Consider the following 17,200-nt stretch of genomic DNA (forward strand, 5'->3'; position numbering starts at 1 on the left):
AATCCTTAACTAGGTAAGCCATAACGCTGCCGAGTTTCTGGAGTAAGTTGACCTTCCGTTGTCCATCCACGCAATTCATAGTATTTCGGTAACATTGCACCTAAGTCACAGACTTTACCTTCAGCAGGGCCTACATTAGCCGCATCCTTCAATAAACGCTTCGGTAAGGTGTCATCAGCCCCCGTTAAACCGGCACGCATATTAAAATCACGCTCTAATTGCCAAATCCGTGCGCCTACTTCAGCACATTTTTCAACTGACCAATCACCTTCACAAGCGGCATCAATCTGGGGAGCGATATTATCCAGCGACCAAGCGAAGGTTGAGAAGATACATAAACCTGACGAATCGACCGCTGCAGTCGCATCTTGGAAGGCAATAACAAGTTCTGGCTTGCCGTCAGTGGCTAAAGGATCGGTTTTGATGGGGATACCTAGCACTTCAGAAGACACGGTATAGCTACGTAAATGGCAAGCCCCACGATTTGAAGTAGCATAAGTCAAACCCATGCCTTGAATACCCCGGGGATCATAAGCAGGGAACTCTTGACCTTTAACCGTCATCGATAGTTCGGGACGGCCATATTTTTCGCACAAACGCTTAGAGCCTAAGCCAATTTCTTTACCGAAACCTTCACCACGTGCAGTTAATTCAGCAATTTTGACCAAGGCTTCGGCGGAGCCAAATTTGAGTTCAATTCCGCCTGTCTGTTCAGTGGTAATGACACCATCTTCAAATAGCTCCATAGCAGCCGCCACGGTGGAACCAAAGGAAATCGGGTCAAGACCATCTTCATTACAGAGGAAGTTTACATAGGTCAGTGCGTCCAGATCATCCACGCCAGTATCTGGCCCTAGTGCCCAAGCTGCTTCATATTCTAAACCGCCAGAATTGCCCCAGTATTGAGGTTTGTCTTTAACGCTAAAATGAGTACGGTCAACGCTCGAAATCCGTCCGCAAGCAATCGTACAACCAAAACAGCCACCATTGCGCGTTAGATTTTTCTTACCATCCGAAGCGCGTGGCTCGTGCATTGCTTCACCAGAAACACTATGTGCGCCTTCAAAGCGGACTTCCCGCATATTCCGTGTCGGTAGAGCACCTAGTTCATTGATGACATTCATCAGCACTTGTGTGCCATAAGTGGGTAAGCCAGCACCGGTGACTGCATTGGCTGCTAACACTTTCTTATGCTCGAAAGTGGTATCTATAAAGCGCTTCATGTCTTTAATATTGCCCACACCGCGAGTACCGCGCAGAGCAACTGCCTTCACATTTTTAGAAGCCAATACCGTACCAACCCCAGAGCGTCCCGCCGCCCGATGTAAATCATTCACGACGGCAGCAAATAGGTTACCACTTTCAGCCGCGCGCCCAATGCAAGCAATCCGAATTTGTGGGTCTTGATGTTTTTTATGAATTTCCTCATCCGTTGCCCAAACTGATTTACCCCAGAGATCATCCGCAGGAATCAGCCGTGCCTGATCATCTTCCACATACAAGTAAACAGGAGTAGGGGATTTGCCTTCGAAGATAATCATATCCCAGCCAGCATTTTTCATTTCAGCACCAAAGAAGCCGCCAGAATTCGAGCAAGCAATCGTGCCGGTTAACGGGCTTTTAGTGATACAAGAATAACGTCCACCGGTAGAGGCCATCGTGCCAGTCAGGGGGCCAGTTGCCATGATAAATTTATTATCAGGGCTTAATGCATCAACTTGCGCATCCACTTCTTCCACAAAATAGCGCGTAGCTAAACCACGCTGACCTAAGTATTGTTGTGCCCATTCCATATTCAGCGGTTCAGCACTGATCACGCCATCTGTTAGATTGACGCGCAGAATTTTCTTAGTCCATGCCATCTTCTAATCCTCCTTAGGCGTGTGTTGAAACTTGAGTATCGGTTTTGGCAGCCCACATGCGCATCCGTTCTAAGCCAGTTGCATTGGCATCGATGTAGGTAATCGCACTGGTTGGACAGGCTTCAGCACATTTTGGATCACCACCGCAGAGATCACATTTAATAACTTTACCGGTAGCAGTATTGTAATTGACCGTACCGAAAGGGCAGGCAATCGTACAAACCTTACAGCCGACACAACGGTCATTGAGAATATCTTTCGCACCAGTAACAAAGTTAAGCACAATGGCATCGACAGGGCAGGCTTGCATACACCAAGCTTCATCGCATTGTGTGCAGGTATAAGGCACAAAACGGCCTTCATCGTGAAAAGTAAAAACTTTAATGCGGGACTTAGAGGGGTTGAAAATGCCTTCATTCTCATAAGAGCAGGCCATTTCGCATTGCAGACAGCCGGTGCATTTCTCCGGGTCGATATGTAATGATTTTTGCATCGATCATCCTCCATTAACCGTGACAAGACAGCATTTTTTAAAATAACTTATAGCTGCTATCCATCATTAAAGCACAAGGTTGGTTTAAGGTTGGTGTTTGAAGGAGAACTTGTCTAAGTGCTCTTGAGTTGGGAGCACTTAGACTGATCCGTTGGGTGACTTAGCGGAAATTATCAGCTTTGTAACGTGTCGTCATAAAGCCTTGCAAGTTGGATACGACTTCAAAGGCGTCTTTCAAATGGCGCCGCTCTAAAGCTGATAATTCTTCCGGCGGCACATAGTTATTCGGTTTTTGTCCTTGCTCAATTTGTTTCGCTTGATGCTGTAGGCGCACCATACTAATAAATTCAAAAGCATCTTTGAGATCATCAATATCTACTTGGGTAATACCATTGCTAGCGGCAATCGCATCTAAACGCTCCCAGGTATTCACCGCATGCAAACCACCCGCTAAGGTATAAACACGGGCTAAATCAATGACTGGTACAACCCCGCGTTTCTTCATGTCCATGCCTTTTTCGTCGCTATCAACACTTTCTTTGTCCAGCACGAAACTACGGAAGAAGCCAATCGGCGGGCGATGGCTTAAGGCGTTACTCGCCATAAAGGCTTGGAAAATAGTTCTCGATTTAGTTCTAGCTAAGAAATCTTCTTGTAAGGAGTCAAGTAAGCTGCAATCTCCATACAGACAGCGCAAATCAAAGAAGATACTGGCATTTAATAAGGCTTGGCCGTTAGGCGTATCGATCCAGTTATGGAAGTAACTACGCCACACCGCTAACGGTTGCCGCCATTGGTCATTGGTGGCCATGATATTGCCAGGACAGTAGACATAACCGCATTCATTCATACCATCGCTGACAAATTTGGCAACCTCACGGAAATACTGACCATGCTCCACTTCATTATAAGCATCCGACAAAATCATCCCATTATCTTGGTCGGTATGGGCGGTTTGCTCACGGCGTGCCATTGAACCTGCCACAATGAAAGCATAAGGAATTGGTGGCTTACCGAATTGCTGCTCCGCCATCGCAATTAAACGGCGGACAATGGCTTGTCCAATCGAAGTAATCGCATGTCCAATATCATAAGCAGGCAGGCTTTGTTTAACTAAACCCACTAACACCTTTGGCAGGCTTTTGCTTAATTCACTTAAGCGCGCAACCGTTTGTGCGCAATAGATGTCAGCCACTAAGTAAATTGCACTATGGGTTTGCCCACGTAAAAGATCAGTTGCAGAAATTACCCCTACAATCTGCCCCTGATCAATCACGGGTACATGGCGAATATTGCGCCGCGCCATTAAAAGTAAAGCTTCCGAAGCTTGATTATTTGGCGCTAAGGTCAGTGGCTCTGAAGTCATGATTTCTGTCACCGGCTGATGAATATCTAAGCCATGTGCGACAATCGAGCGGAAATCAGCATCAGTGACAATGCCTGCTAGATGTTGTAATTCATCCACAACTAACGCGGTTCGCGAGCTATGTTCATTCATTTGCTGCGCCACTTTTTGGATCGTAGTGGCTTTAGGCACCAACATAGGTTGTTTCATTAAGTCACTAACATGCAGGGTAATCATGGCGTGATTATCGGTATTACGTAGTTCTTGCAAAGCATTACGCACCCGATCTGCTTTATGCTCAGAGAAATAGCTAGCAAAGCGCTGATAGCTCTCTAATAGCTGCATGAATAAAGTGCCAGATAAGGTATAAAATAAAGAGTCTTCTAGGGCACGTACCGTTAAATTGACTTCGCCACCTCGCATCACCGAGCGGTAACCAAACCAATCACCAGCCCCAAAACGTCCATGTAAAATGCCATCTTCACGGACTAATTCGACTGCACCATAGCGAATTAAAAACACATGATCATTGGTTTTACCAATACGCATAATGGTTTCGCCTTGCACTGCACTGATTTCCTCTACAGCGCTGGCCAATTCATCCAGGGTGGCGATGGGAAGTCCTTTTAATGGCAGGCTCTGTGCCATATAGTCGCGGATTTCGAGGGTCTTTTTGTCCATGCTAGCGTTCCAAACTAAATTTTAAATCTGTGGTGCGCACATTAAATGCTGCACTGCAATAATAGAAGTGTATAGCTTTTAGCTTACTATGAACTTGATATGTAGCAAAAATTATCCGAATGGACAGTAGAGAACACTAGAAGTACTGGCTTGGTGAGCAAGTAGATTGGAGCTATTGAGCATGCAGTAGGCGAGACTGCATGCTAAACCGAGGTATTAACCTGAAATATATCGTTGAAGCTCAGCAATCATGAAGCGCTGTTCTTCCATAATGACTTTCATCACATCGCCGATAGAGATAATACCAATCATTTCACCCTCTTTAGTCGCGATTGGTAAGTGTCGAATTCGGCGGTCAGTCATAATCGCCATACAATCATTGACGGTTTTATCAGGTTCAATCGTCACTACTTTAGCAGTCATAATCTCACTGACAGCGGTTTCCCGTGAACGCTTACCTTTTAAAATGACCTTTCTTGCGTAATCACGCTCTGAAATAATCCCAATCAACTCTTTGTTTTTAACGACTGGCAGGGCGCTTAAATTACGTTCTGCCATAATTGTGAGTGCATGATAGACGGTATCATCAGGTACAACTGTTGATAGAGTTTGATTTGCACTGTTTAAAAACTCCCTGATTGTTCTCATATCCTCTCCCTCGTAGGTTTCTTTGGTTGCGTAAAACTAACTTGAGTGATGCTGCAGTGCACTATAGCATAGGACTATCTTTTCGGTATTTCTGAAGAGTGCCATAGTTTATTCAATGGGTAAACTATCCCAAGATAAAGATATGAGCATACAATCGGCTATTTCTTTTTGATAACACTCAGTTAGAATAGAAAGTTTTCCAAAACTTTCTGTAAGGAATATTGAATATGGCACGTGTTACCGTTGAAGATTGTCTACCGTATGTAGAGAACAATTTTGAGTTAGTACTAAAAGCAGCCAAACGCGCACGCGATATCTCTCATGGTGCCCAACCTTTAATTGATGAAGAAGGGGATAAGCCTACTGTGATTGCTTTGCGTGAAATTGCAGCTGGTTTATTAAACAAGAAGCGTACCCAGGATTTTGACGTGGACTAGTTATCCACAAGGAAGGGGCGATATGTTGAGGGGCTCGGCAATGAACGACTCAGTACCTCCGAATGATTTTTTTCGCGCGAATGATCTGACACGGACGGTTGAGCGCTATATGACCCCAGAAGAAAGCTCTCGCGTTTACGAGGCTTTTTTGTTGGCGGCACAAGCACATGCAGGTATCACGCGTAAATCTGGTGAACCCTATATCACCCATCCTTTAGAAGTTGCGCGCATTTTGGCAGACATGCATCTTGACGCAGATGCAGTCTGTGCCGCTTTATTACATGATGTTTTAGAAGACACTGATTATAGTTATAGCGATTTAGAAAATCGCTTCGGCAAAGTCGTAGCTGATTTGGTTGAAGGTGTCACTAAATTAGAATCTGAACAGTTCTTAGATAAGAATGCAGCTTCAAAGGCAAGTTTCCAAAAGTTTATGCAAGCTATGTCAGACGATTTCCGCGTGGTTATTATTAAACTTGCGGATCGCCTGCATAATCTGCGTACTTTAGGTTATAAAAAGCCCGCTTCCCGCCGCCGCATCTGTAAAGAAACTTTGGATATTTATATTCCACTCGCGCATCGGATGGGGATGAATGCCTTACGCCGTGAAATGCAGTCTTTAGTTTTTGAGCATTTATACCCTTGGCGTTACTGCGTTTTAAGGGCGCAATTAGATCGCTATTTAGCTTCTGTCAAAGAGCTGAGCGAAACTGTTGAAAATACAGTAAGTCAACGTTTAAGCGAAACCATCTCTAATCCTTTAGTCTTCATCCCTGATAAAAATCTCTACCGTGTTTATGACAGTATGAAAAACGGTGAGTCTTTTGATGAGGATAAAGAACTCATTGAGCTGCGGGTGTTAGTTGGTACTGTTGATGAGTGTTATCGTGCTTTAGGTATTTTGCATGCGACTTATCGTCCGCGCCCAGGCAAATTTTTAGACTTTATTGCTACCCCCAAATCCTATGGCTATCAAGCTTTACAGACTGTTTTGATTCCCTCGGGGCAGCGCCGCCCAGTAGCCGTAAAGATTCAAACGCGCTCAATGTACCAAACTGCCTTATTCGGTATTACCGCACAATGGCGTTATCCCGGGCAAAATGCAGGCCAACGTTCCTTATTCACCCAAGAAGCTTTAAAACGCTGGCAGGAACAGGTACGTGATTTAGGTTCTAAAGCAGGTAATGCATCGGAGTTTTATGACGATATGCAAGCTGATTTATATCGCACTGAGATTTATGCATTTACACCCAAAGGGGAGATGAAAGAGTTTCCCCGTGGTGCTACCCCGATTGATTTCGCATTTGCGATTCATACCGAAATAGGTTTGCACTGTACAGGTGCCAAAATTGATGGCAAAGAAGTTCCCTTGCGCACACGCATTCCAGATACTTCAACTGTTGAAATCTTGACAGATGACAAGGCTGTACCCCAACCGTCTTGGTTAAATTACGTAGTGACTGGGCGTGCGCGCGCTACGATTCGAAATTGGTTGCGCCAGCAAACTACAGCTGATCAGCTGGATTTAGGTAGGCGCTTATTGGATAAAGCCCTACATGATCGCTACTCGAGTTTAAGTAAAATTACTCCAGCTGTTTTAAATGAGTTTTTGCATATCTCAAATTATCAGGATCTTGATCAGCTTTTTATGGCGATTGTGCATAATGACCAATGTTCGCGTTTAACGGCACAACGCTTGATTAGTATGGAAGGAAACTCGAATAGTAGTTTTCTCGCTGCTGGTGATAGTGAGACACCTTTGGTTATTAAGGGTACTTCAGGTCTAGCGATTCATTTTCAGACCTGTTGTTACCCCTTACCGCAAGAAGCTATTTTAGCCACCTTGACGGCTAAAAATGGTTTAGAAGTGCATCGGGATGGTTGTTCAGTCTTACATTCGCAGGTAGACCCGATTGATATTTTATCAGTCACTTGGGCAGAGCCACAGTCCAATGAGCCATGTTTCCTTGCAGGGATTCAAACCCATGCTCATAATGTGGTCGGCGTTTTACACCACATAACTCAATTAATGCATCAATTAGATGTTAATATTGAGGCAGTGAATACTAGCGGTGATCGTCGGGTTAAGGAAACTAATTGGGTGTTATGGGTGCGTGATTTAGCTCACTTGGAGGAGATTATTCATCAAGTCGAGCGAGTGCCCTCTATTCTTAAAGTAAAGCGCTTAGAAGCCGCAGATAAACACAAACCAACAAGCCTAGACGATTAAACCGTAAGGCTGTTGTGTCAGCCAAGCGGGAGATTAGTCGTCATGTCGGGTTTAATAGCAAACGAACAGCGGATTGCAGCTGTTGATTTGGGTTCAAATAGTTTTCATATGATTGTAGTGAGCGTAGATTCTTTAGGGAATGTACGTATTCTTGATCGTCTGCGTGAACCAGTCCGTTTGGGTGGTGGTTTGGATGAGTTTGGTAATTTATCAATGGAAGCCAAACTGCGTGCCTTAGACTGCTTACACCGCTTTAGTGAGCGCTTGCGTGATTTTTCTTCTACTGAAGTGTCCGCTGTTGGTACTAATACCTTACGCATGGCGCGTAATTCACGCTCTTTTTTAGATTTAGCCGAAGATACCCTCGGACATCCGATTGTAGTGATTAGTGGGCGTGAAGAGGCGCGTCTAATCTATTTGGGTGTTTCTCATTCCTTGAGTGCTACTGAAGATCAAGCCGCCCGCCGTTTTGTGATTGATATAGGTGGGGGGAGTACTGAGCTGATTATTGGTCAGGGTTATGAAGCGCTTTACACCGAAAGTTTGCGCATGGGTTGTGTCAGTAGTACGCGTCGGTTTTTCCCCAATGGTTCGCTGGAAAAAAGTTGCTGGAAAGAAGCAATTACTGCTGCCCATTTAGAGCTAATGCCAATTCAGAAAAGTTACCGTGATATTGGTTGGGAGGCAGCGAATGGTGCATCGGGGACCATTAAAACAGTAGAAAAAGTGATCCAACAAGCCGGCTTAGCGAATTTCGGCATTACGCTTGAGCATATGTATGAAATCCAAAACCGGATGATAGCTGCCAAGTCGATTGATAAGTTGCAGTTACCTGGCTTAAGTGAGGATCGTAAACCTATCTTTGCTGGTGGTTTAGCTATTCTCATCAGTGCCTTTGAAGCACTACATATTAAGCAAATGTTGGTCTCCGAAGGTGCCTTACGTGAAGGTTTGGTATATGAACGCATTAACCGCATGCATCAAGAAGATTTGCGGGGTAAAGCGGTATTAAATCTGCAAAGCCGCTTCCAAGTTGATGTTGTACATGCACAAGCCGTGCGTAAAACTGCTCTGGAATTATTTGATGCTTGCCAAGCGCCTTGGAAATTATCCATAGAACTACGTGAAGTGCTGGCCTGGGCAGCCGATTTACACGAAATCGGTTTAGCAGTATCGCACAGTAGTTATCATAAACATGGTGGCTATTTATTAGATCATTTTGATTTAGTAGGCTTTTCCACTGAAGAACAGCATTGGTTGAGCTTACTAGTCCGCACCCATCGACGGAAAATTTTCCCACAGCTATTTGAAGGTCTGGAAGCAAAGCGCTCTCAACAAGCGGTATATTTGAGTGTAATTTTACGCTTGGCAGTCCTGTTGCATCGGGATCGCAGTGGGCAATCTGCTTTAAGTATCGAAAAGCTTGAGGCAAGCGAGCAAGCTCTCGATCTAATTTTTGAAGATATTGAGCGTGAGCGTCCCTTATTGGTAGCGGATTTGGAGGAAGAAAAGAAATTCTTAAAAGGGATTAATTTTCGCCTGAAATATTCAATCTAAGCACTTAGCGCCCATTCACTTTGGGGGCGGTGGGCGCATAAGCTTCTTCAGCCTGTGTGACCATGTCATTTACAAATTTCAAAATATTCGGAATTTGTACCTCAAGGGTGGCATCCAAATGAGCGCTTTGTTTGGGTGGTAAGTCAACACCCAATTGTTGCAAACTAGCAGGAATTTCAACTGCATACAGTAGGCGATATTCAGCATAAAGATTGTGTTGCAAGGCATTTTGCCAAAGCTGCAAAGTCCGACCAAGCGGTAAATCAGGATAGCGCTGTATGTAGTTTTTAACAGTTTGAATTTGTTGAAAAATATGTGCACGCTGATTAGTCAGCATCGTTAGGCTTTCTACTACATTGCTTGAGCCATTCTTGTCTAACCAATCCATAATACGCTGGCGATTATCGAGTTTATAAGAGGTCAGCCCCTGCTGTGCTGTGGGTAGCTTATTGGATTTGAGCATCGTTTCGGCCACACGCATGGCTTCAATAATAGACTGCTCTTGTTTGCCTTGATTATCTAAATCATCGCCACGAGTTTGCTGAATAGTTTTGATTAAACGTGCAACGACTGGCTGAAATTTTTGTAAGGCATCTTCACTATTACCAGTACTGTAATGCACCCAAAAATTACGTAGCTGCTGACTCACTTCTAGATAGCGTTGTGAATAGCGTTTATGGGTATCTTGGCGTAATTGATAGATCCGATTGAGTAGCGGGATTTGCTTGGGTACTGAAGGGGCAAACTGTTTAATTTTAATAAAGAACTCGTCTAACCCTCTAATATCTCGATATAAAGCAGTACGGTTATCATATAAATCAGGGAAGTTTTCTTGCTCAAAACGGGCTAGTTTTTGTTCTTCGGTGAGATTTTCCACCGGCTGATTGAGTACATCTTCGGCTAAAATCGAGTCTGGATTACTAGCGGTGACTGGACTAGGCGTAGTAGTTTGGCGCCAATGATTCAGTTTAAAAGCATAGCTAAGCCAAATCAGGCCAGCTAGCATGACCACTACTAAAGTGATTAAGCCACGTTTTTCTGGGGCGACGTCGAGATGGATAATATAGCCTAATAGCCACTGCCAAAGCAGATATAAGCCTAAAATCCCCAGAATGATGTAAAACAGAAAAATAATATCAGCAAAACCCAAACTACTCTCTCCAGCGAGCTAAAAAAAGCTATTAAGAAGTTTAGATTAGCTCGTCTAGTAAAGCTTGAGCTAGTGAAAACCACTCTGCTATTTAGCATAGCAGAGGGTGTGTCTGCAAAGGCGGGAATGTTTTTAGTTAGTCGCTTGCCATTGACCATTAGCACCACGGCAAGCATTCATTTGAATGTTTTGCTGTTGGCCGTTGATGTAACCGACGACAGTGACTGGACGGCAAGCAGTTTGCTGGCCTTGGTAATTAGAGTTGTAAATATTACCTGGAGTCGCTGTATAGCTATAGCCAGTATTTGGATTTTGCCAAGTGGCTGGGCGACCAGAATAAATCGCATTACCGACTTGTTGTTGGTCGTAAGCATCCATAGATGCCCCAATTTGACCACCAATGTAACTACCTAACATTGTACCAGCGATCGTAGCAGCAACTCTGCCATCGCCTTTACCAAGTTGATTGCCTGCTACACCACCTAAAACAGCACCCATCATAGCGCCACCTTGAGCATTATTCGGTGGATTACAGCCCGCTAAAGCGAAGCTAGTAGCCAGTAAGACAGCAGCTACTTTAGTCGTTGTTTTAAACATTTAGGAAACTCCTTTGTCATTAGCTATTTGTTTAACCTTGTTCTTGTTAGATTAGCCCTATCAGAACTATTCTGTTGACTTAGACTAGCGCTTAAGCTGCAAGTTCTAAAAATCCCGCATTATTTATCCGTGAAGTTAAACGTGTAATTGGTTACAGCGTCCTGGGTTACTTTTAGACTAGCCTCTAAAGTTTTTGTATCTAAGAGTGCTTTAATTCGATATTCCCCCACCGCCAAACGTGTCTTTATCGATTCTTGGAAGACATGCCGAGAGATAAATTCGCCCTTAGCAGTATATAAAGCATAGTTCACAGCGACTGGTTGTTGTGCCTTATTCAGTGCATTCACCTTAATTTCGCCGGTGGGGCCAATATTAAAGGTTAAGGGGGTCGCTTTACCTGAATGGATGGTGACATTTTCAGATTTTTCTACAGTTTGCCAAATAGTTTTTACTCGATATTCACCTGGTGGCAAATATTCGGTAACACGGGTACGCGCTGAAAAGTTAACTACATTGGTACCATCAGGGTGATAGATCGAATAGTTAGCGCGCAAAGGTTCTGGATTACCTTCGGCTAAAATATTTAACTCGATACTGCCGGGTTGAGATTTGTTATCAATTAAGGTGCGGGTAGGTTTCGCTGCTTCGGTAATATGGACGGCTTTAGCTTGAACACCAGCTAATAAGGTTTTTAAACGCTCACTGTCAGTGGCTACTACAAAAGCGCCGCGTCCATTTTCAGCAATACATTCTAACTGTGCTTCTTTTTCAGCACGGAAGCCTACAACATCAATTTGCAAACTTGGATTAGCTTCCACTAATTGCTTAGCTGTAGCACAAGGATCACCTTCACAGCTTTCAATCCCATCGCTGACTAGTAAGATATGCGCATTTTCAGTGGGTAACTGTTGAGCAGCTTCTTTCAACGCCGCAGCAATCGGTGAGCGTCCCTTAGGTTTTAGTTTGTAAACCTCTTTGAGGACTTTAACCAAATCATAATTTTCTGGTTTCACCACTAGATTAAAGTCGTTGCAGCCGGTTTTTTTGCTTTCAGCCCCATACGTCAGTAAGCCAAATTGAATATTACCTTCAGCACTTTCCAGTAAAGTACGAATACTTTCGCGCGCCGTGACGATTTTATTTACATTATTTAGCTGCCCCCACATGCTATTAGAGCCATCCAAGATCAACATCGTGGTTTGACGGGGTGAGCTAGTTTCTGCTGTAGGCGCTGGATTGCTGGGAAGGACTGGTTCATTCGCTAATAGGGCTGGGCTGAATGCTATGGTAAACGCCACCCTGAGTAAAACACGCAACATAAAAAGCTTCTTCATTATGAATGGGGTATTCTGAATCTTGTTGCCAAGATTAGCACTATCTAAACAAAAATGTAGACCCAGACAGCACTGAGTGGCGTTATTTCCAGAACAAGCACCCAAGATTACGATAGGTGGCTAAGTCACGCATAACTTGCAGGTTTTAGCAGATGCCTTTATGTTACTCAGCTTGTTTTCTAGCGGAATACTAACTTATGCCTTTATCTAAGCCAGTTGAGCGCACATTGGCTCATACGCGCACGATTGTATGCCACGGCTATGAACGCACAGATGGTTTGTGGGACATCGAAGCGCATATTGTCGATACCAAACCTTATTCTTTTCCCAATAAAGATCGAGGTGGACGCATTGAAGCAGATGAAGCTTTGCATGATATGAAAGTGCGTTTAACGGTGGATGAGACTTTATTGATCCATTCTGCTGAAGCGGTCACCGACTACGCACCTTTTAATTATTGTATAGAGATTCATCCAGCTTATAAGCAAGTGGTTGGCTTGCGGATTGCGCCTGGTTGGAATCAAAAGATTAAGGAAGTGTTTGCAGGTATTCAAGGCTGCACACATATCACCGAATTATTAGTTACGATGGCGACTGCGGCTTTCCAAACGGTGGGAGGTTCAAAAATGCGGCGTAATAATTTTGTCGATACGGATCCTAAGGCGATTCCGAAGCATTTGCATACCTGCCACGCTTTAGCTTTTACGAGTCCGGTCGTTTTAGAGCATTGGCCACATGCCTATCAACAACCCACGTCTGACTCAAAATAGATAGATCAACGCAGTTAGCTTCCCAGTTAGTTATATTGTTAATGCTAGGCTTAGCAGGTTGTGACCACAAAACCGTAAAGTTTCTAGCCAATTGCTAAGCCGTCAGGGGAGGTCTTGCTATGTCAGAATTATTTTCTGCTGATTTAAGACTAGGGACTATGGGGTTGTGCTTAAAAATCTGAAAATGGCAGGCTTTTTTGTAAAATCTTTTGGCTTAAGGCAAAAGATCAACCCTCAATAGAATCATTCAACTCTAGCACGAGCCAAGCTTGCTAAAGCTTGTGCTCCTGTATCTATCTGTTTCACTAGCACATCTAAATTATTTTTCTGGGTATAAAATAGTTCAGTAGGCTTTTTATGGCCGTTGTTCGGCTCTTGTTCACTGAATTACTCTTATTAAGCTAAGCTTTAACTTTCATTAAAAGAATTAAGGTGATTCAATGAGTGTTCAAGATGCTTATGCTCCCCCACGTTCCGTGGTGCGCGATGTAGCAGGTGGCAGTGGTTTAATGAGCGAGCGGGTAGTCGCATCCTTACGTAAAACTCGTCCGTGGGTTTTGTTTATAGCGATTCTTGGTTTTATTGGTGCTGCTTTTACTTTGATTGCTAGTATTCCTATGCTTTTAGGTGGCGGCATGATGGGTATGGGAGGCATGGGAGGGCTCGATGCTGGAGCTGGCTTTGCTGGAACTGGTTTCATGATTGGCATGGGTGTGATGTATTTATTAATAGCAGTGCTTTACTTTATTGCATCGTTATATTTACTCCGTTATGCCAATGCGATTAAACGTGCAGTTACTGGCTTAAATGCAAGTGATATGGAAGCAGCACTTGAGGCTCAAGCAAGTTTCTGGAAGCTAGTCGGGATTTTAGCGATAGTTTCTATCGTCTTGATGATCGTGTTCATGGTTGTTGGTTTTGGTAGTCTCTTCATGATGAGTAGTAATTTACCTAGTCAATAAGCTGCCTATTTCCATCTAGAGAGAAACTGCTTGCATGTTTCTCTCTAATAAATAAAAATTATCATATCTCTAGACTTGCTTATATTTTCTTAAGCTAGATTTGGCTTTGCTTGCTGGCTCTGCTATTACCATACTAACAACAAATAAGAATTATCTATGCTAGCTTCTGTTGCTAAACCAGCCCGTACAACCACACCTTTTGGCGAGCGCTTAGTTCAGCTTGGTAAGATTAAACCAGCGGATCTTGAGCGCGCCTTGCGTGCCCAAACTGAAATTCATCAGCCATTGGGGAGTGTACTAGTCCGCTTAGGCTTACTCACTGAGCAAGAAGTCGCGGTAGTGCTGTCGCGCCATCTTGGGATTGCCTTAGCTTTAACACGTGATTACCCCACGGAGCCACTGCAAGATTTGGGTATTTCGGTGAATTACATGCGCTCATCAGAAGTGGTGCCTTTGTATGAGCATGAAGGGGTACTCACGATTGCCATGTCTGATCCTGGGGATGAGTTTGCACGTCAAGCTTTGGTGATGGCGGTGGGCAAACCGATTAAACCACTACTAGGTTTGCCTTCAGAGATTCGCGCCAATATCGAGCGCTTATACAGTGCCACCGCGAAAAAAGATGAAGAAGAGTTTGAGATCAGCACCCGTGATGATGGGATGGCAGATATCGAACACTTAAAAGATATGGCCAGTGAAGCGCCGGTCATTAAAATCGTGAATCAGATTATGACAGAAGCGATGGCAAGGCGGGCTTCTGATATTCATATTGAGCCGTTTGAAACCCATCTAAAAGTTCGCTACCGCATTGATGGGGTCATTCATGAAGTCGATTCCCCACCTGCTTCTATGACGGCGGCTGTACTGTCACGGATTAAGCTAATGGCGCGCTTAAATATTGCTGAGCGCCGCTTACCTCAGGATGGACGGATTCAGCTCAAAGCGCAAGGTAAAGAGATTGATATGCGTGTGTCCACAGTGCCAACTATGCATGGGGAAAGCGTGGTCATGCGTTTACTGGATAAAAACAGCGTGAAATTAGAGCTTAGCTCTTTAGGCTTTTCGGATGAGAATTTCTCGCGCTTACAAAAAGAGTTAAACCAACCGCATGGGGTGGTCTTAGTGACTGGCCCTACTGGTTCAGGTAAAACCACCACTCTGTATGCGGCTCTAACGCAGATGAATACGACCGAGAATAAAATTCTCACGGTAGAAGATCCGGTTGAATATGAGTTAGAAGGGATTAATCAGATTCAAGCTAATCCCAAAATCGGCTTAACCTTTTCGGATGCTTTGCGCTCGATTGTGCGTCAAGACCCCGACATTATTATGATCGGGGAGATGCGGGACGTAGAAACAGCACGCATAGCGATTCAATCCGCCTTAACAGGGCATTTAGTGTTGTCAACGATTCATACCAATGATGCGGCGAGTGGTGTGACACGCCTATTGGATATGGGGATTGAGGATTATCTGATTACCTCCACCGTGAACTGTATTTTAGCGCAACGCTTAGTCAGGCGTTTATGCCCACAATGCCGTGAGCCACATAGTGTCTTGCCCGAAATTGAGCATGAGCTAGGTTTACGCCAATATCAGCGCGATGGCGAGATGCGGTTATGGCATGCTAAAGGTTGTCGAGCTTGTGGATTTACCGGCTATAAAGGCCGTAGCGCGATTCATGAAGTGTTAGTGATGGATGATTCGATTCGCCGCTTAGTTTTGAAGCATGAAGATGCGGGTGTCATTCAAGAGCAAGCACGTAAAGCGGGTATGCGCACCATGTACGAAGATGGTTTGCTGAAAGCCCTGAAAGGTGTGACAACTTTAGAAGAAGTCTTACGTGTTGCGGAGGAAACTCCAAATGCCGCTGTTTGAATATAAAGCTTTATCGGCTGCTGGTGCGAATCAAACGGGCACAATGGAAGCTAATAATGAGGCTCAAGTCCTCGAACGGATTCATGCCCAAGGTTTATTACCTTTACAAGTCCAACTGGCTCGCGCTAGTAGCACGAGTCTAGAAGCCAGCGGAAAGAAAAAGTCAAGCCTGTTTGCCAGTAAAAAAGTTAACCAAGCCGATATTATCGCTTTTACCCAGCAGCTTTCTTCTATGCTGAATGCCGGTTTGCCTTTGGATCGGGCGTTAAGCATTCAATTAGAATTGATTGAGCAGCCGGGAATGAGCGCCTTAGTCCGTGGTCTGCAAGAACGGGTGCGCAGTGGGGTGCATTTTGCAGATGCTTTGGAGGAAACCAATAAATTCTCGCGCTTCTATGTGAATATGATTCGTGCCGGTGAGGCAAGTGGCTCGATTGGCGATGCCTTAGCACGCTTAGTGGAGTACATGCTGCGCGCTAAGGAGCTACGTGGCACGGTCATTTCCGCGTTAATTTATCCCAGTATTTTGTTTGTGGTAGCGATTGTTTCGATTATTGCCCTGCTGTTATTTGTAGTACCGCAGTTTTCCCAAATGTTCGAGGATATGGGAGCAGATTTACCGGTTTTAACTAAGATGGTGATGGCCGCAGGTGAAGTGCTTAAAGTCTATTGGTGGGCTTTGCTGGGGGGATTTTTAGTGCTTCTGATCCTTTTGCAATACCTATTCACCAATGAGCAAGCGCGTTTGTGGTTAGATCGCTCCATGTTACGCTGGCCGATTGTCGGTGATTTAGTGGGCAAAGTGGAAATGGCGCGCTTCTCACGGGGCTTGGGGACTTTGCTGCACAATGGTGTACCTTTACTCGGTTCGCTACAGATTGTTAAAAATACGATGAGCAATCGGGTAATGGCTAAGTCGGTGGGTGAGGCAGCGGATAGTCTCAAGCAAGGTGAGAGCCTAACACGTACTTTGATGAGTAAGCGGGTTTTTCCCGCCTATGCCCTACACATGCTGCGTGTGGGGGAAGAAACCGGGCAAATGGAGCAGCTACTCAATGAAGTAGCCACTATTTATGACACCGAAGTTCGCAATGCAGTGCAACGTATGTTGTCTTTACTTGAACCTATTTTAATTCTCATTATGGCAATGGCTATTTTAGTGATTATTGGGGCAATTCTAATTCCAATGATTAGTATGGCTGATTTAGTCAAATAATCAGTCGCATAACAAATCAATAATTAATAACAAAAAGGAG

Annotated in this window: 14 protein-coding genes; 7 read left to right on the top strand and 7 right to left on the bottom strand. The window is 44.3% G+C overall.

Going from position 1 to position 17,200, the window contains the following annotated elements:
* Positions 1-5 precede the first annotated feature (5 nt).
* The 4 genes from Q0230_RS16665 to Q0230_RS16680 all read right to left on the bottom strand — a co-directional run bounded on the left by Q0230_RS16665 (position 6) and on the right by Q0230_RS16680 (position 5,029).
* The gene (locus tag Q0230_RS16665; protein ID WP_298611752.1) at positions 6-1,862 is read right to left on the bottom strand and encodes an aldehyde ferredoxin oxidoreductase family protein; all 1,857 of its coding nucleotides are present in this window, start codon (positions 1,860-1,862) and stop codon (positions 6-8) included.
* Between the two features lie 13 nt (positions 1,863-1,875).
* Positions 1,876-2,355, bottom strand: a complete 480-nt coding sequence (locus tag Q0230_RS16670) for a 4Fe-4S dicluster domain-containing protein (RefSeq protein WP_298611756.1) — start codon at positions 2,353-2,355, stop codon at positions 1,876-1,878.
* A gap of 160 nt (positions 2,356-2,515) precedes the next feature.
* On the bottom strand, positions 2,516-4,381 hold the full coding sequence (locus Q0230_RS16675) for a DUF294 nucleotidyltransferase-like domain-containing protein (RefSeq protein WP_298611760.1): 1,866 nt from the start codon (positions 4,379-4,381) through the stop codon (positions 2,516-2,518).
* 216 nt (positions 4,382-4,597) lie between these two features.
* Complete coding sequence (locus tag Q0230_RS16680; protein ID WP_298611763.1) at positions 4,598-5,029, bottom strand: CBS domain-containing protein; 432 nt, start codon at positions 5,027-5,029, stop codon at positions 4,598-4,600.
* A gap of 227 nt (positions 5,030-5,256) precedes the next feature.
* Here Q0230_RS16680 and rpoZ point away from each other — a divergent pair, with 227 nt between their 5' ends.
* Genes rpoZ through Q0230_RS16695 form a run of 3 tightly spaced genes read left to right on the top strand, consistent with a single transcriptional unit; the run spans position 5,257 to position 9,253 of the window.
* The gene (gene rpoZ, locus Q0230_RS16685; protein ID WP_298611766.1) at positions 5,257-5,466 is read left to right on the top strand and encodes a DNA-directed RNA polymerase subunit omega; all 210 of its coding nucleotides are present in this window, start codon (positions 5,257-5,259) and stop codon (positions 5,464-5,466) included.
* A gap of 40 nt (positions 5,467-5,506) precedes the next feature.
* Positions 5,507-7,696, top strand: coding sequence for a RelA/SpoT family protein (locus tag Q0230_RS16690; RefSeq protein WP_298611769.1), 2,190 nt, complete (start codon positions 5,507-5,509; stop codon positions 7,694-7,696).
* A 42-nt stretch (positions 7,697-7,738) separates the two neighbouring features.
* Positions 7,739-9,253: a Ppx/GppA phosphatase family protein gene (locus Q0230_RS16695; RefSeq protein ID WP_298611772.1), complete on the top strand. Its 1,515-nt coding sequence runs from the start codon at positions 7,739-7,741 to the stop codon at positions 9,251-9,253.
* Positions 9,254-9,257: 4 nt separating this feature from the next.
* Here Q0230_RS16695 and Q0230_RS16700 read toward each other — a convergent pair whose 3' ends face one another.
* The 3 genes from Q0230_RS16700 to Q0230_RS16710 all read right to left on the bottom strand — a co-directional run bounded on the left by Q0230_RS16700 (position 9,258) and on the right by Q0230_RS16710 (position 12,319).
* The gene (locus tag Q0230_RS16700) at positions 9,258-10,403 is read right to left on the bottom strand and encodes a hypothetical protein (RefSeq protein ID WP_298611775.1); all 1,146 of its coding nucleotides are present in this window, start codon (positions 10,401-10,403) and stop codon (positions 9,258-9,260) included.
* 132 nt (positions 10,404-10,535) lie between these two features.
* The gene (locus Q0230_RS16705) at positions 10,536-11,000 is read right to left on the bottom strand and encodes a glycine zipper 2TM domain-containing protein (protein ID WP_298611778.1); all 465 of its coding nucleotides are present in this window, start codon (positions 10,998-11,000) and stop codon (positions 10,536-10,538) included.
* A 119-nt stretch (positions 11,001-11,119) separates the two neighbouring features.
* Entirely contained in the window at positions 11,120-12,319 is a 1,200-nt protein-coding gene (locus Q0230_RS16710; RefSeq protein WP_298611781.1) for a vWA domain-containing protein, read from the bottom strand.
* A gap of 212 nt (positions 12,320-12,531) precedes the next feature.
* Here Q0230_RS16710 and Q0230_RS16715 point away from each other — a divergent pair, with 212 nt between their 5' ends.
* From Q0230_RS16715 to Q0230_RS16730, 4 genes are all read left to right on the top strand, one after another.
* Positions 12,532-13,104, top strand: a complete 573-nt coding sequence (locus tag Q0230_RS16715; protein WP_298611784.1) for a DUF2889 domain-containing protein — start codon at positions 12,532-12,534, stop codon at positions 13,102-13,104.
* 440 nt (positions 13,105-13,544) lie between these two features.
* Positions 13,545-14,066: a DUF5362 family protein gene (locus Q0230_RS16720; protein ID WP_298611786.1), complete on the top strand. Its 522-nt coding sequence runs from the start codon at positions 13,545-13,547 to the stop codon at positions 14,064-14,066.
* Between the two features lie 156 nt (positions 14,067-14,222).
* Entirely contained in the window at positions 14,223-15,944 is a 1,722-nt protein-coding gene (gene gspE / locus Q0230_RS16725; RefSeq protein WP_298611789.1) for a type II secretion system ATPase GspE, read from the top strand.
* Positions 15,931-17,160 (top strand): type II secretion system F family protein, encoded by a 1,230-nt coding sequence (locus Q0230_RS16730; protein ID WP_298611792.1) that lies wholly within the window; start codon positions 15,931-15,933, stop codon positions 17,158-17,160. Before gspE ends, Q0230_RS16730 begins: the two co-directional genes overlap by 14 nt.
* The last annotated feature ends 40 nt before the right edge of the window (positions 17,161-17,200 follow it).

Source organism: uncultured Thiothrix sp. (genome assembly GCF_937876535.1).
In the GTDB taxonomy this organism is placed as follows: Bacteria; Pseudomonadota; Gammaproteobacteria; order Thiotrichales; family Thiotrichaceae; genus Thiolinea.